The sequence below is a fragment of the Geminicoccus flavidas genome (assembly GCF_009806515.1).
Taxonomy (GTDB): Bacteria; Pseudomonadota; Alphaproteobacteria; order Geminicoccales; family Geminicoccaceae; genus Geminicoccus; species Geminicoccus flavidus.
This window is the reverse complement of record NZ_WUJP01001028.1, coordinates 1-11,749: the sequence shown is the minus strand read 5'-3', so window position 1 is coordinate 11,749 and position 11,749 is coordinate 1. Positions and strand designations below refer to the sequence as shown.

General features: G+C 68.8%; 14 protein-coding genes. 5 read left to right on the top strand and 9 right to left on the bottom strand.

Features of this window, described 5'->3' with window-relative positions; translation table 11 throughout:
- Positions 1 to 57: 57 nt before the first annotated feature.
- From pqqD to EQG76_RS29485, 6 genes are all read right to left on the bottom strand, one after another.
- Entirely contained in the window at positions 58 to 348 is a 291-nt protein-coding gene (pqqD, locus tag EQG76_RS29510; RefSeq protein ID WP_200841233.1) for a pyrroloquinoline quinone biosynthesis peptide chaperone PqqD, read from the bottom strand.
- Positions 345 to 1,118: a pyrroloquinoline-quinone synthase PqqC gene (gene pqqC / locus EQG76_RS29505; protein ID WP_331463848.1), complete on the bottom strand. Its 774-nt coding sequence runs from the start codon at positions 1,116 to 1,118 to the stop codon at positions 345 to 347. Before pqqC ends, pqqD begins: the two co-directional genes overlap by 4 nt.
- Entirely contained in the window at positions 1,115 to 2,008 is an 894-nt protein-coding gene (gene pqqB, locus EQG76_RS29500) for a pyrroloquinoline quinone biosynthesis protein PqqB (RefSeq protein ID WP_159718821.1), read from the bottom strand. The genes pqqC and pqqB overlap by 4 nt, the downstream gene beginning before the upstream one ends.
- Positions 2,009 to 2,056: 48 nt before the next feature.
- Positions 2,057 to 2,158 carry a pyrroloquinoline quinone precursor peptide PqqA gene (pqqA, locus tag EQG76_RS29495; protein WP_159718820.1) on the bottom strand — a complete coding sequence of 34 codons (102 nt, stop codon included), beginning with the start codon at positions 2,156 to 2,158 and terminating at the stop codon, positions 2,057 to 2,059.
- A gap of 187 nt (positions 2,159 to 2,345) precedes the next feature.
- Positions 2,346 to 3,206 carry an FAS1-like dehydratase domain-containing protein gene (locus EQG76_RS29490; protein ID WP_159718819.1) on the bottom strand — a complete coding sequence of 287 codons (861 nt, stop codon included), beginning with the start codon at positions 3,204 to 3,206 and terminating at the stop codon, positions 2,346 to 2,348.
- Positions 3,207 to 3,217: 11 nt separating this feature from the next.
- Complete coding sequence (locus tag EQG76_RS29485) at positions 3,218 to 4,414, bottom strand: acyl-CoA dehydrogenase family protein (protein ID WP_159718818.1); 1,197 nt, start codon at positions 4,412 to 4,414, stop codon at positions 3,218 to 3,220.
- A gap of 119 nt (positions 4,415 to 4,533) precedes the next feature.
- Between EQG76_RS29485 and EQG76_RS29480 the strand changes: the two genes are divergently transcribed.
- The gene (locus EQG76_RS29480; RefSeq protein ID WP_159718817.1) at positions 4,534 to 5,670 is read left to right on the top strand and encodes a CaiB/BaiF CoA transferase family protein; all 1,137 of its coding nucleotides are present in this window, start codon (positions 4,534 to 4,536) and stop codon (positions 5,668 to 5,670) included.
- Positions 5,671 to 5,693: 23 nt separating this feature from the next.
- Here the strand turns inward: EQG76_RS29480 and fabG are convergent, their stop codons facing one another.
- Together fabG and EQG76_RS29470 are read right to left on the bottom strand one after the other, a co-directional pair.
- Positions 5,694 to 6,467 carry a 3-oxoacyl-ACP reductase FabG gene (gene fabG / locus EQG76_RS29475; RefSeq protein WP_159718816.1) on the bottom strand — a complete coding sequence of 258 codons (774 nt, stop codon included), beginning with the start codon at positions 6,465 to 6,467 and terminating at the stop codon, positions 5,694 to 5,696.
- 80 nt (positions 6,468 to 6,547) lie between these two features.
- Entirely contained in the window at positions 6,548 to 7,375 is an 828-nt protein-coding gene (locus EQG76_RS29470) for a 23S rRNA (adenine(2030)-N(6))-methyltransferase RlmJ (RefSeq protein ID WP_159718815.1), read from the bottom strand.
- Between the two features lie 222 nt (positions 7,376 to 7,597).
- Here EQG76_RS29470 and hisC point away from each other — a divergent pair, with 222 nt between their 5' ends.
- The 3 genes from hisC to EQG76_RS29455 all read left to right on the top strand — a co-directional run bounded on the left by hisC (position 7,598) and on the right by EQG76_RS29455 (position 10,277).
- Complete coding sequence (hisC, locus tag EQG76_RS29465) at positions 7,598 to 8,704, top strand: histidinol-phosphate transaminase (RefSeq protein ID WP_159718814.1); 1,107 nt, start codon at positions 7,598 to 7,600, stop codon at positions 8,702 to 8,704.
- The gene (locus tag EQG76_RS29460) at positions 8,701 to 9,615 is read left to right on the top strand and encodes a prephenate/arogenate dehydrogenase family protein (protein WP_159718813.1); all 915 of its coding nucleotides are present in this window, start codon (positions 8,701 to 8,703) and stop codon (positions 9,613 to 9,615) included. The genes hisC and EQG76_RS29460 overlap by 4 nt, the downstream gene beginning before the upstream one ends.
- A 110-nt stretch (positions 9,616 to 9,725) precedes the next feature.
- The gene (locus tag EQG76_RS29455; protein ID WP_159718812.1) at positions 9,726 to 10,277 is read left to right on the top strand and encodes a gamma-glutamylcyclotransferase; all 552 of its coding nucleotides are present in this window, start codon (positions 9,726 to 9,728) and stop codon (positions 10,275 to 10,277) included.
- A gap of 12 nt (positions 10,278 to 10,289) precedes the next feature.
- On the opposite strand, the gene EQG76_RS29450 is transcribed toward EQG76_RS29455, so the two are convergent.
- Positions 10,290 to 10,574 (bottom strand): hypothetical protein, encoded by a 285-nt coding sequence (locus tag EQG76_RS29450; RefSeq protein WP_159718811.1) that lies wholly within the window; start codon positions 10,572 to 10,574, stop codon positions 10,290 to 10,292.
- 186 nt (positions 10,575 to 10,760) lie between these two features.
- Between EQG76_RS29450 and EQG76_RS29445 the strand changes: the two genes are divergently transcribed.
- Positions 10,761 to 11,234: an Lrp/AsnC family transcriptional regulator gene (locus EQG76_RS29445; RefSeq protein WP_159718810.1), complete on the top strand. Its 474-nt coding sequence runs from the start codon at positions 10,761 to 10,763 to the stop codon at positions 11,232 to 11,234.
- Positions 11,235 to 11,749 lie beyond the last annotated feature (515 nt).

The window sequence follows — 11,749 nt, the reverse complement described above, 5'->3', positions numbered from 1 at the left end:
AGCGATGGGTCAGCTCGGCCAGCAGACCCACCGGCGGCGCCAAGGGCTCGGGCGTGCTCACAGGTCGAGCAGCCGCTGGTCGCGCAGCCGGCCGAGCAGACCCAGCACATCGGGGGCGAGCCGGTCCGGCTCCGTGCCGAACTGGGTTGCCAGCCCGTCCAGGATCTCGGCCAGCGTCTGGTTCCCGTCGCAGCGGCGCAGCACCTCCAGCGAGCTGGTGTTCAGCCCGAACAGGGTCTCAGGGGCCAGCAGCACCCAGGCATCGCGCTGCCGGTCGTGATGGAGCCGCACTCCGCGCGGCAGGCGCGGCCGCGCATCCATGGCGATGGCCGGCACGTCCTGGCTCATGATGATTCCTGCTCCGGCTGCCAGGCCCCGGGCGGCAGCCGGCCTTCGACATAGCCCAGCCATAGCGCGTCGAGCTGGCTCCACAGGACGTCGGTCTTGAACAGCAGCGCACCCAGTGCCTGCGCCTGCCGCTCATGGGTGTCGGCATGGGCCAGCACGTAGTCCAGGGCGAACGCGCTGTCCCGTTCCGCCTGGGGCGGCCGTGCGGTGAAGTAGCTCAGGGCCGTCCGGTCGACGAAGTCATAATGCGCCAGCATGCCCGTGACCCGCTCGCCGATGATCTTGGGCGAGAACAGCTCGGTGAGCGAGGAGGCCACCGCCTCCAGGAGCGAGCGCTCCCGGCAGAACCGGACATAGGCATCCACGGCGAAACGGGTGCTGGGCAGCACTGCTTTGCACGAGGCCACCAGCTCCCGGTCCAGGCCCAGCGCGTCGGTCAGGCGCAGCCAGCGCGCGATGCCGCCTTCGCCTTCCGCCGCGCCGTCATGGTCGACCAGCCGCTGCCGCCAGGCCCGGCGCAGCGCCGAGTCCGTCATCCGCCCCAGCACCCCGGCATCCTTCAGTGGGATGGAGGCCTGGTAGTAGTAGCGGTTCAGCGCCCAGGCCTGGACCTCAGCCGGCCGGCACTCGCCGCCATGCAGGCGCCGGTGGAACGGATGGCGGTCGTGATAACGGTCCGCCCCGACCGAGCGGAGCCGCTCCGCCAGATCGTCGGGGCCCAGCACCTGGCCGGGCTGCAGATAGGCCGACACCGCCGGATGTTCGCTCACAGAACCAGCTCCATGCCATCGAAGGCCAGCTCCCAGCCCGCGGCAAGGACGGCTGCGTGCTCCGGCGAGCCGGCGATAAGGGTCGGGTTCGAGTTGTTCAGGTGCAAGAACACGCGCCGGCCGACCCTTACCTCCGCCAGGCCGGCGAGGCTGCCGGACGGGCCGGCCATCGGGACGTGGCCCATCCGTGCGGCGGTCTTGTGGGACAGGTCCAGCCGCACCAGCTCGTCGTCCTCGAAGGTCGTGCCGTCGAACAGGAGCAGGTCGGCACCCTCCAGCCGCGCGCACAGGTCCGGCGTGATCCGGGCGCAGTTCGGCACGAGCACGCACCGCCGGTCGCCTTCACGGATCTCCAGCCCCAGGATCTCCGCTTCCAGCTCCCCATCCGGTACCGCCTCCTCCTGGTAGAGGGGCAGCTTGCCGGGGACGGGGAAGGGCAGGAGCTGCAGCCCGGCCAGGCTCAGCACCGTTTCCGGCAGCAGGTCCTGGCGCCGGACCACCGCCGGGTCCAGCGCGGTGAACATCGGGTTGGCGGCCAGTGCGGCATGGGTTGGCGCGGTGGCATGGAGCGCGAAGGGCTGGCGCTCGCGCAGGGTGAGCAGGCCCAGCACATGGTCGATCTCGGCATTGGTCAGGATGACCGCCTCGATCGGGCTGTGCCGCCGGCCTTCGCGCGGCCACAAGGCCGGGCTCGCCAGGATCTGCTGGCGGAGGTCGGGCGAGGCGTTGACCAGCAGCCAGCGCTCGCCGTCGGCGCTCACCGCGAGCCCGGACTGGGTACGCGGCGTGACCCGCGGGTCGCCGGCCCAGGCGAGGCTGCAGACCGGGCACCGGCAGTTCCACTGCGGCAGACCGCCACCGGCCGCCGAACCCAGTACCAGGAGCCGCACCCTACCTCGCCCGCTTTGCTCCTATGCCGTTTCGGCCTCGATCGAGCTTCAGTCGATCATCTCGTCCGGAAGGTCGATCTCGGCCGATTCGTAGCTGGTGACTTCCATGCCAACACGCAGCTCGATCAGGATCGGGGTTTCCCAGGTCATCTGCACATCCTTCTGGCTGTGTTCCCGGCCAGCCGTCCCGACAGGCACCCGCCGGCAATGGCGGGTCGTCCGGGCGGACTGCGGCGGACCAGGGGTTCCCTATAACAGATAGTGCCGTATTCCGGCAGGGCCAGCAAAATCTCGCTCGTTCCCGCCGCACGGCCTTTCGCATGCCCGGCAAGGCTGGTCAGCCGAGGGCTGCTTCGGCGGCCATGGCCTGCCGGCCCGCCGCGTCGGCGGTCCACAGTTCCAGCCGCTGGATCCCGGTGCGGCGGCCGTTCACGCTGAATGGAGTGCCGTCGAACAGCGGGTGGACGCCGCGGAAGCGGAACGAGCGGAGCGGCCGCCCGTCGCCCAGTTCCCGGGCGAGGTCCAGCAGCAGCGTCGCCTGGAGCGGGCCGTGGACCACCAGGCCCGGGTAGTGCTCCTCTTCCTGGCAGTAGCGCCGGTCGTAGTGGATCCGGTGGCCATTGAAGGTCAGCGCCGAGTAGCGGAACAGGAGGACCGGGCTCGCCTGGATGGAGCGGCTCGCCTCGGCTTCGGGCAGCGCTGGCGGCGGGGTGGCCGAGGCCGGCGCAGCGGGCGGGGCGGCCTCGCGATAGACGATGTCGTGGCGTTCGCGGATGGCGGCACCGCGCCCGCTCGACAGCTCGTGGCGCACCGTGACGAAGCACAAGGCGCCGCTGCGGCCCTGTTTCAGCTCGACCGATTCGATCCGGGAGCGGCGCAGCACCCGGTCACCGACCAGGAGCTGGTCCAGAAACGCGAGCTCGCCGCCGGCCCACATCCGCCTGGCCAGCGGCACGGGCGGCAGGAAGCCGCCGCGGGCGGGATGGCCGTCCTGGCCCAGCGCCGACATGGGTGCGGTGGGCGGCGCCAGGCACCAGTGGATGCCGGGCGGTGCCGGGTCGCCCGGGCGTGGATCGCCCGGGTCCTGGTCGAGCACGGCGCGAAGGCCCCTGGTCATCTGCGGGGTGATCCAGTCCTCCGCATCCTCGGTCCGGCCGACCCAGGTCTGCAGCCGGGAAAGATCAATGCTGGCCGCCATGGTCCGGGCCTTCAGTAAGAGCGCGGCATGCCGAGCACGTGCTCGGCCAGGTAGCTCAGGATCAGGTTGGTGGAGATCGGGGCCACCTGGTAGAGCCGGGTTTCCCGGAACTTGCGCTCGATGTCGTACTCCTCGGCGAACGCGAAGCCGCCATGGGTCTGCACGCAGGCCTCGGCCGCGGCCCAGGATGCCTTGGCGGCCAGCATTTTCGCCATGTTGGCCTCGGGCCCGCAGCTCTCGCCGCGCTCGAACCGGGCCGCAGCATCACGCACCATCAGTTCGGCCGCCCGCATCTGGGCATAGGCGCGGGCGATCGGGAACTGGACGCCCTGGTTCTGGCCGATCGGGCGGCCGAACACGCTGCGCTCACTGGCATAGGACGCCGCCTTGTCGATGAACCACTTGGCATCGCCGACGCACTCCGCGCCGATCAGGATGCGCTCGGCGTTCATGCCGGAGAGGATGTAGCGAAAACCCTTGCCTGCTTCGCCCACCAGGCTGTCCGCCGGGATCTCGACATTGTCGAAGAACACCTCGGTGGTGGAGTGGTTCATCATGGTACGGATCGGCCGGATGGTCAGGCCGCGCCCCAGCGCCTCACGCATGTCGAGGATGAAGACCGACAGACCGTGGGTGCGTCTTGCCACCTCGTCCCTGGGCGTGGTGCGAGCCAGGAGGAGCATCAGGTCCGAGTGCTCGGCGCGCGATGTCCAGATCTTCTGGCCGTTGACCAGATAGCGGTCGCCGTCCCGCCGGGCGAAGGTCTGGATCGAGCCGGTATCGGTGCCGCTGGTGGGCTCGGTGACGCCGAACGCTTGCAGGCGCAGCCTGCCCGACGCGATGTCCGGCAGGTAGCGGCGCTTCTGCTCGGCGCTGCCATGGCGCAGCACCGCACCCATCACGTACATCTGGGCGTGGCAGGCGGCACCGTTGCAGCCGGCCCGCTGTACCTCCTCCAGGATCGCGGCGGCGGCGGAGAGCGGCAGGCCCGACCCGCCATATTCCTCGGGGATCAAGGCAGCCAGGTAGCCGGCCTCGGTCAGCGCCTGGACGAACTCGGAAGGATAGGCATTCTCCCGGTCGAGCCGGCGCCAGTACTCGCCCGGAAATCCGGCACAGAGCTTCCTGACCTCCTGGCGGATCTCGGCATAGTCTTCCTCGGCCACCTCGTCCTGCCATCCCTGTTCCCGACGTTCACGGGCAAGCATGGCGAAGGGCCGATGACCGCGACAGATGGAAAATCGCTAGCCCGCAGTCCCGTAGGCGGTGGCATCCGGCGGTGCCGCGGCTAACAATCCCCGGCGACAACTTGCTTTTGTGGGGAGCGATGAAGCCGCTCGAAGGAATCCTGGTCGTCTCGCTCGAACAGGCAGTGGCGGCCCCCTATGCCTCCTGCCGGCTCGCGGATGCCGGCGCCAGGGTCATCAAGATCGAGCGACCGGAAGGCGACTTCGCGCGCGGCTACGACCATCTGGTCAAGGGCGAGAGCGCCTATTTCGTCTGGCTGAACCGCGGCAAGCAGTCGGTCTGCCTGGACCTGAAGCAGGCCCGCGACCGGGCGGCGCTGTCGGCCATGCTGGCGCGAGCCGACGTGTTCATCCAGAACCTGGCACCCGATGCCATCGACCGGCTGGGCTTCGGGCTGCAGGAACTGCGTGCCCGCCATCCGCGGCTGATCACCTGCTCGATCACCGGCTATGGCGAGGAGGGTCCGTATCGCGACCTCAAGGCCTATGACCTGCTGGTACAGGCGGAAACCGGCCTGGCCGCGATCACCGGCAACGAGCATGGCCTGGCCAGGACGGGGGTCTCGATCGCCGACATCTCCGCCGGGACCGCAGCGCTCCAGGGCATCATGACCGCCCTGTTCGCCCGCGAGCGCAGCGGGAAGGGCCAGCACGTCGCGACCTCGCTGTTCCATGCCCTGTCCGACTGGATGAACGTGCCCCATCTCCAGCACGTCCATGGCGGCCGGGTGCCGGCCCGCAGCGGCCTGAACCACCCGACCATCGCACCCTACGGGGCCTATGCCTCCCGGGATGGCGGCCAGGTGCTGTTCGCGATCCAGAACGAGCGGGAATGGAAGCTGTTCTGCCAGGAGGTGCTCCGCCAGCCGGAGGTGGCGGCCGACCCGCGCTTTCGCACCAACGATCAGCGGGTCGCCAACCGCCCGGCCCTGGACGCGGCCATCCACGCTGTGTTCGCCGGCATTGACCGGGATGAGGCGGTCCGCCGCCTCCAGGCGGCGAACATCGCCTATGGCCGGGTCAGCACGCTGAATGACCTGGCTGCCCACCCGCAGAACCGGCACATCACCGTGGCAACCCCGTCCGGCCCGGTGCCCGTGCTCGCCCCGGGCGCCCTACTGGACGGAAGCCCGCCGGAGCCGGGTGCGGTGCCGGGCCTGGGCGAGCATACCCGGCAGGTGATCGAGGAGTTCACCGGCGAGGACTGGCGCAGCTGATCTCCGGCATCACCAGCAAAGCGTCAGCCCATCGCCTCCAGCGCGCCCAGAGACTCTGGCAGGACTTGACCGCCATCGACCACGATGGTCTGACCGGTGATGTAGCCGGCCTCCTCCGAGGCGAAGAACAGGGCGGTATTGGCGATGTCGGCGACGCTGCCCAGGCGCTTCATCGGGATCGAGGCCGCCATGGCCGCCAGATAGTCTTCGCCCATCCCGTCCAGCCCCTCAGTCAGGATGTTGCCGGGCATCACCGCGTTCACCGTGATGTTCCAGGGCGCCAGCTCGACCGCGGCGGTGCGCATGAAGCCCAGCTGGCCGGCCTTGCTGGCGCCGTAATGGGTCCAGCCGGGATAGCCGGTGATCGGGCCGGTGATCGACGAGGTGAGCACGATCCGGCCGCGGTTCTGGCGCTTCATCTGCGGCAGGCAAGCGCTGACCGACAGGAAGCTGCCCTTCAGGTTGACGCCGATCACCTGGTCGAAGTCGGCAGCCGTCATCTCGCCGAGCTTGGCGGCGGGAAAGATGCCGGCATTGGCGCACAGCACGTCGATGCTGCCGTAGCGGCCGACCGCCTCGGCGGCCATCGCCTCGCAGGCGGCCGGATCGGCGACGTCGGCGACGAACGCCGAGGCACCGCTGCCGATCTCCTTTGCGACCTTCTCCGCCTGGTCCAGGTGGCGCGAGACCACCAGCACGTTCAGGCCGGCCTCGCCAAAGCGCAGGGCCAGCCCCCGCCCGATCCCCTTGCTGCCGCCCGTGACGATCACGGTGCGGCCTGCCAGTGATTTCAGCATCGCATCCTCCCTCTATGCCCAGTCGATCAGAACGGGATCGCGGTCAGGAGGGAAGAGCCGAGGGCTTCCTCAGCGACGCTTCAGGGCTTCACCCACTCCGCCCGGACCTGGCCGGAAGCATTGAATTCCCGTGCCAGCCAGGGCAGGGCCTCTGCCATCGCGTCCGGCAGGCTGTCCGGCGGGTTGATCACCAGGAGGCCCGAGCCGGTCATGCCGCGCCGTGCCTCGTCCGGCTCGATGCAAAACTCGATCCGGTACTGCCGGCCGATCTCGCTGTTCCGCAGGCCCCCCAGCATCCGCTCGGTGAAGCCGCGGTCGATCACCGGGTACCAGAGCAGGTAGGTGCCGGTGCTCAGGCGCCGCCAGGCCTTGAGCAGCGTGTCCTGGACCTGGCCGTAGTCGGTCTTGATCTCGTAGGACGGGTCGATCAGCACCAGCGCATGCCGCTCGGGCGGCGGGAACACGGCCGGTAGGCCCGCCAGGCCGTCCGCCTTGACCACGGCGATGCGCGGGTCGGTGCAGAGCAGGGTCGAAAGGGCGGCAAAATCGGTCGAGTGCAGCTCGAAGCAGAGCAGCCGGTCATGGGCGCGCAGGAGCCGCCGGGAGATCTCGGGCGAGCCGGCATAGGCGCGCGGCCCGTCCAGATGGACCATTTCCAACCAGTCGCGCAGCAGCGCCGGCGCCTCGGCCGCCTTGGGCAGGAGCGGCAGGATCCCCTGGCGCCATTCCCCCACCTTCTCGCCCATCTCGCTCTTGAGGTCGTAGAGCCCGGCACCGGCATGGGTGTCGACCACCAGGATCGGCCGGGGATCGGTGGCGATCACCGCCTTGTGGATGAACTGGAGGGTCGCGTGCTTGAGGACGTCGGCATGGTTGCCGGCGTGGAAGCCGTGACGATAGCTGAGCATGATAATGGCTTCTTGACGATCCGGGGAAGGGGAAGGACGGCCTGCGGGTGCCGTCGGCCGCGTGGAGGCCAGCGTGCATCCTAGCGGATGATTCCCCCGGGGTCTTGCATCGCGTCCTTCGGGAAATGTTGCAGAAGGGGCATCCTGCTGCCTATCCACGGGGCCGCGTCGTCCGGCTGGTCCGGCGGCGGTCCGCGACGCATCGGGAAGACGAGACGATCCATGATCCAGGAGCCGCGCCCACGGCCGGGCATTCTCGAGATCAAGCCCTATGTGGGCGGCAAGGCCGAGGTGGCGGAGGGTGGCAAGGCCGCCAAGCTGTCGGCCAACGAGACGCCGCTCGGGCCCAGCGCCAAGGCGGTTGCGGCCTACCGGGCGATCGCGGCCGACCTGCACCGCTACCCGGAAGGCGGCTCTACCGTCCTGCGCCAGGCGATCGGCCGACGGATGAACGTCGACCCGGATCGGATCGTGATCGGTGCCGGCTCGGACGAGTTGATCGCACTGCTGATCCGCGCTTATGCGGGGCCTGGCGACGAGGTGCTCTACAGCCGCCACGGCTTCCTGATGTACAAGCTCTCGGCCCTCGCCGCCGGGGCCACGCCGGTGGAAGCGCCCGAGCGTCATCTCCGTGCCGACGTGGACGCGCTGCTCGATGCCGTCACCAGCCGGACGCGGATGGTGTTCCTGGCCAACCCGAACAACCCCACCGGCAGCTACCTGCCGGCCGACGAGATCCTGCGCCTGCACCGGGGCCTGCCGGCCGACGTCGTGCTGGTGCTGGATTCCGCCTATGCCGAGTATGTCGGCGAGGCCGACTATGACAGCGGCCTCGCTCTGTCGCTGAGTGCCCACAACGTCGTGATGACGCGGACCTTCAGCAAGATCCACGGCTTGGCTGCCCTGCGCGTCGGCTGGATGACCGCGTCCGCCGGCATCGTCGACGTGATCAACCGGGTGCGCGGGCCGTTCAACGTGAGCGTGCCGGCCCAGGTCGCCGCTGCCGCGGCCATCGACGATGTCGAGCATCAGGCGAAGGCCAAGGCGCACAACGACCGCTGGCTGCCCTGGCTGACACAGGAACTGACCGCACTCGGGATCCAGGTGCACCCCAGCGTCGGCAATTTCCTGCTGATCCAGTTTCCCGACGTGCCAGGCCACGATGCGGTGGCCGCTGCGGAATATCTGGAGAAGAACGGCATCATCCCCCGTGCCATGGCGTCCTACCAGCTGCCGCTCTGCCTGCGCCTGACCGTCGGCACCGAGGAGGAGAACCGCCAGGTCGTGGCGGTGCTGGCGCGCTTCATGGACGGGCTGCCCGGGTCATGAGCGAGCCCCACTTCAAGCGGGTGGCGATGATCGGCATTGGGCTGATCAACGGCTCGCTGGCGCTCGCCATGCGCGAGCGGGGCATGGCCGGCGAGATCGTGGCCTGCGCCCGCCAGGAGCAGACCCGTGCCCGGGCGCTGGAGCTGGGCCTGTGCGACCGGGCGGTCGCGGATCCGGCCGAAGCTGTCGCCGGCGCGGATCTCGTGGTGCTGGGCACCCCGCCCGCAGCGCTGGCCGAGGCGGCCGGCGCCATGGCGCCGGGCCTCGCACCCGACGCGATAGTCACCGATGTCGGCTCGATCAAGACCCTGGTGGTCAACGAGGTGCGCGCTCGCCTGCCCGACCCCCGCCGGTTCGTGGGCGGCCATCCGGTAGCCGGCACTGAGCATTCCGGCCCGGACGCCGCGTTTGCCACCCTGTTCCAGAACCGTCGCTGCATCCTGACGCCGGTCGAGGACACCGACGCGGACGCGGTGGCGCGGCTGGTGGCGCTCTGGCAGGCGGTCGGTGCCAAGGTCGACACCATGTCGCCTGAGCATCACGACCGGGTGCTGGCAATCACCTCGCACCTGCCGCACTTGTGTGCCTACACGATCGTCGGCACGGTCGCGGACCTGGAGGAGCACCTCCAGTCGGAAGTGTTCAAGTACGCAGCCGGCGGTTTCACCGACTTCACCCGCATCGCCGCGTCCGACCCGACCATGTGGCGGGACATCTTCCTGAACAACAAGGAAGCGGTCCTGGAGATGATCGGCCGGTTCATGGAGGACCTGGTGGCGCTGCAGCGGGCGATCCGCTGGGGCCAGGGCGACATCCTGTTCGACCTGTTCACCCGCACCCGCGAGATCCGGCGCAGCGTGATCCAGGCCGGTCAGGCCTATGAGCGTAAGCCACAGCTTAAGGACGAGTGAAGTATCGCCAGATGGCGAGCGCGGTGCCACCTCGCTATAGGTGATGCGGTCGTGCGGACGGTGCCTGCCCGTCCCTCGCCTGGTGGCGGAGCTTGGCATAGCGCTTGTCGATGACTGAACCGGATCTCGTCTGGACGTTTGGCTACGGCTCCCTGATGTGGCGGCCGGGCTTCGCGCCCGACGCATTCGAGACCGCGCGGCTGGTGGGCTACCAGCGCCGCCTGTGCATCCGCTCCGAGCATTATCGCGGCACGGCCGAGCAGCCGGGCGTGGTGATGGGGCTGACTGCCGGCGGTGCGTGCATCGGCCGGGCGATCGGCTTTCGCCGCGAGCGGGAGGCCGAGATCATGGCCTATCTGGATGCCCGCGAGCTGGTCACCAACGTGTACGAGCGCCGTCTGGTCCCGCTGGAGCTGCTGGAATCCCGGCGCACGGTGCAGGCCTGGGCCTATGTCGCAAGGCTCGACCACGACCAGTATTGCGGCGGTGCCGACGAGGCAGTCATCCTGGAAATGGTCCGCAAGGGTTGCGGCAGTTCCGGCACCTGCCAGGAATATCTGGTCAATACGCTGGACCATCTGAACGAGATGGGCATCCAGGAGCCGCACCTGGAGGCGGTGGCCCGGCGGCTCCTGCCCGACACTGAGATCAGCCAGGACTGATCGGGATCCCGCTCAGGCCGCCAGCGGCAGCGGCGCGCGGTCCTTCTGGCTGACCTCGACCTGGCGCACGCACGGATGGCGGGCCAGGCGTGCTCGCAGGACCTCGGGCGTGACCGGCAAGGATGCGGCCAGGACCAGGCGGAGCTGCACTTGGCTGCCGGCTTCCTCCAGAACAGTCGCCACCAGCTCCAGGCCAAAGCGCTGCGTGTCGTTCAGGACACGGATCATGCCATCATACGCGTCGATGAGGATCGCACGGACCTCGAGGGTCGTGCGGTCGGCGGCGGCGCTGGGCATGGCTTTGGCTCCTTCCTGCCGGCCATGGGCCCGACGGATCGGCCGGCGAAAGAGTTTCTAGCCGTGTCCGCCCAGTGATGTTTGCCGAACTCCGAGCTATCTCCGCTGCATGGCAGAAGGATGATCGGCAAAATGGCTAGAACGCAGAAAAATATGCCGCAGGATCTCCCAGGGGCCGACCGCGGCATGCTCCGACTGGATGCGATCGACCGGCGCATCCTGTCGGCGCTGCGCGCCGATGGCCGGCTCACCATGAACGAACTGGGCGAGAAGGTGGGGCTCTCGGCCTCGCCGTGCTGGACCAGGGTGAAGCGGCTGGAGGCGGCCGGCCTGATCGCTGGCTATGTCGCCCTGCTCGACCATGCGGCGCTGGGTCTGCCGGACACGGTGTTCGTGGAGATCACCCTGAACCGGCACGACGACCATGCGCTGGAGGTGTTCGGTGCCAGCTTGGCGCGCATCCCCGAGGTGATCGAGGCTCATCTCGTCACCGGTGAGTACGACTACCTGGTCAAGGTCGCGGTGGCCGGGACCCGGGACTATGAACGCTTTCTGCGCGAGCGGCTCTACCGGATCGAGGGCATCCGCCATACCCGATCGACCTTCGCGCTCAGGGCGATGAAGCAGTCGATCGGCGTCGATCCGCTGGAGATTCCCTGAGGGACACGCGAGATGAGCAGGACGTGAAACGGCGGGAGTAGCCCGTAAGGGCGCTCCCGCCGTCCTTCATGGTGCCGGAACCCGTCCGGCCATGTTCATTGGAATGATCCAGGTGGGTCGCTTTCACAGCCGACCCTTCAGGCGCGGCCAACTGACCGCACAGTATTCAACCTGCAATGTTGGATGATTGGTCGACGAAGGGCGCCGCATCATCGACCAGGAGCGACCTTTACGCCGTACGGCGGGGAGAGTCGCTCAATGGTAACCCGGTGGAGTAATGTCGTTCATAACCCCTCATGCCCGGTTAGCCCAAGCGCGGTTGCCCGACGACTTTATTTGCTCGTCTCACACGATGGAGGGTGAAGTACGAGCGGTCGAACAACTCTCACGCACCCAGGATATTGAGTGCGCCAGATGCGCGGGTCAAGGCTCGGGCGAGAGAATTTTGTCGGCTGTCGCCGGGGCCGCAGCACTGCCGCCGGCCTCGGCCACCAGCCGGGCCGTGGCGGTCTCGA

Excerpts from the sequence above, each read along its gene's own strand:
- EQG76_RS29470 (WP_159718815.1), bottom strand. The coding sequence starts at position 7,375 with ATGCTCAGCTATCGTCACGGCTTCCACGCCGGCAACCATGCCGACGTC.
- EQG76_RS29480 (WP_159718817.1), top strand. The coding sequence starts at position 4,534 with ATGAAGCCGCTCGAAGGAATCCTGGTCGTCTCGCTCGAACAGGCAGTG.
- EQG76_RS29460 (WP_159718813.1), top strand. The coding sequence starts at position 8,701 with ATGAGCGAGCCCCACTTCAAGCGGGTGGCGATGATCGGCATTGGGCTG.
- EQG76_RS29445 (WP_159718810.1), top strand. The coding sequence starts at position 10,761 with ATGCTCCGACTGGATGCGATCGACCGGCGCATCCTGTCGGCGCTGCGC.
- pqqD (WP_200841233.1), bottom strand. The coding sequence starts at position 348 with ATGAGCCAGGACGTGCCGGCCATCGCCATGGATGCGCGGCCGCGCCTG.
- EQG76_RS29455 (WP_159718812.1), top strand. The coding sequence starts at position 9,726 with ATGACTGAACCGGATCTCGTCTGGACGTTTGGCTACGGCTCCCTGATG.
- EQG76_RS29485 (WP_159718818.1), bottom strand. The coding sequence starts at position 4,414 with ATGCTTGCCCGTGAACGTCGGGAACAGGGATGGCAGGACGAGGTGGCC.
- EQG76_RS29490 (WP_159718819.1), bottom strand. The coding sequence starts at position 3,206 with ATGGCGGCCAGCATTGATCTTTCCCGGCTGCAGACCTGGGTCGGCCGG.
- hisC (WP_159718814.1), top strand. The coding sequence starts at position 7,598 with ATGATCCAGGAGCCGCGCCCACGGCCGGGCATTCTCGAGATCAAGCCC.
- pqqA (WP_159718820.1), bottom strand. The coding sequence starts at position 2,158 with ATGACCTGGGAAACCCCGATCCTGATCGAGCTGCGTGTTGGCATGGAA.
- fabG (WP_159718816.1), bottom strand. The coding sequence starts at position 6,467 with ATGCTGAAATCACTGGCAGGCCGCACCGTGATCGTCACGGGCGGCAGC.
- EQG76_RS29450 (WP_159718811.1), bottom strand. The coding sequence starts at position 10,574 with ATGCCCAGCGCCGCCGCCGACCGCACGACCCTCGAGGTCCGTGCGATC.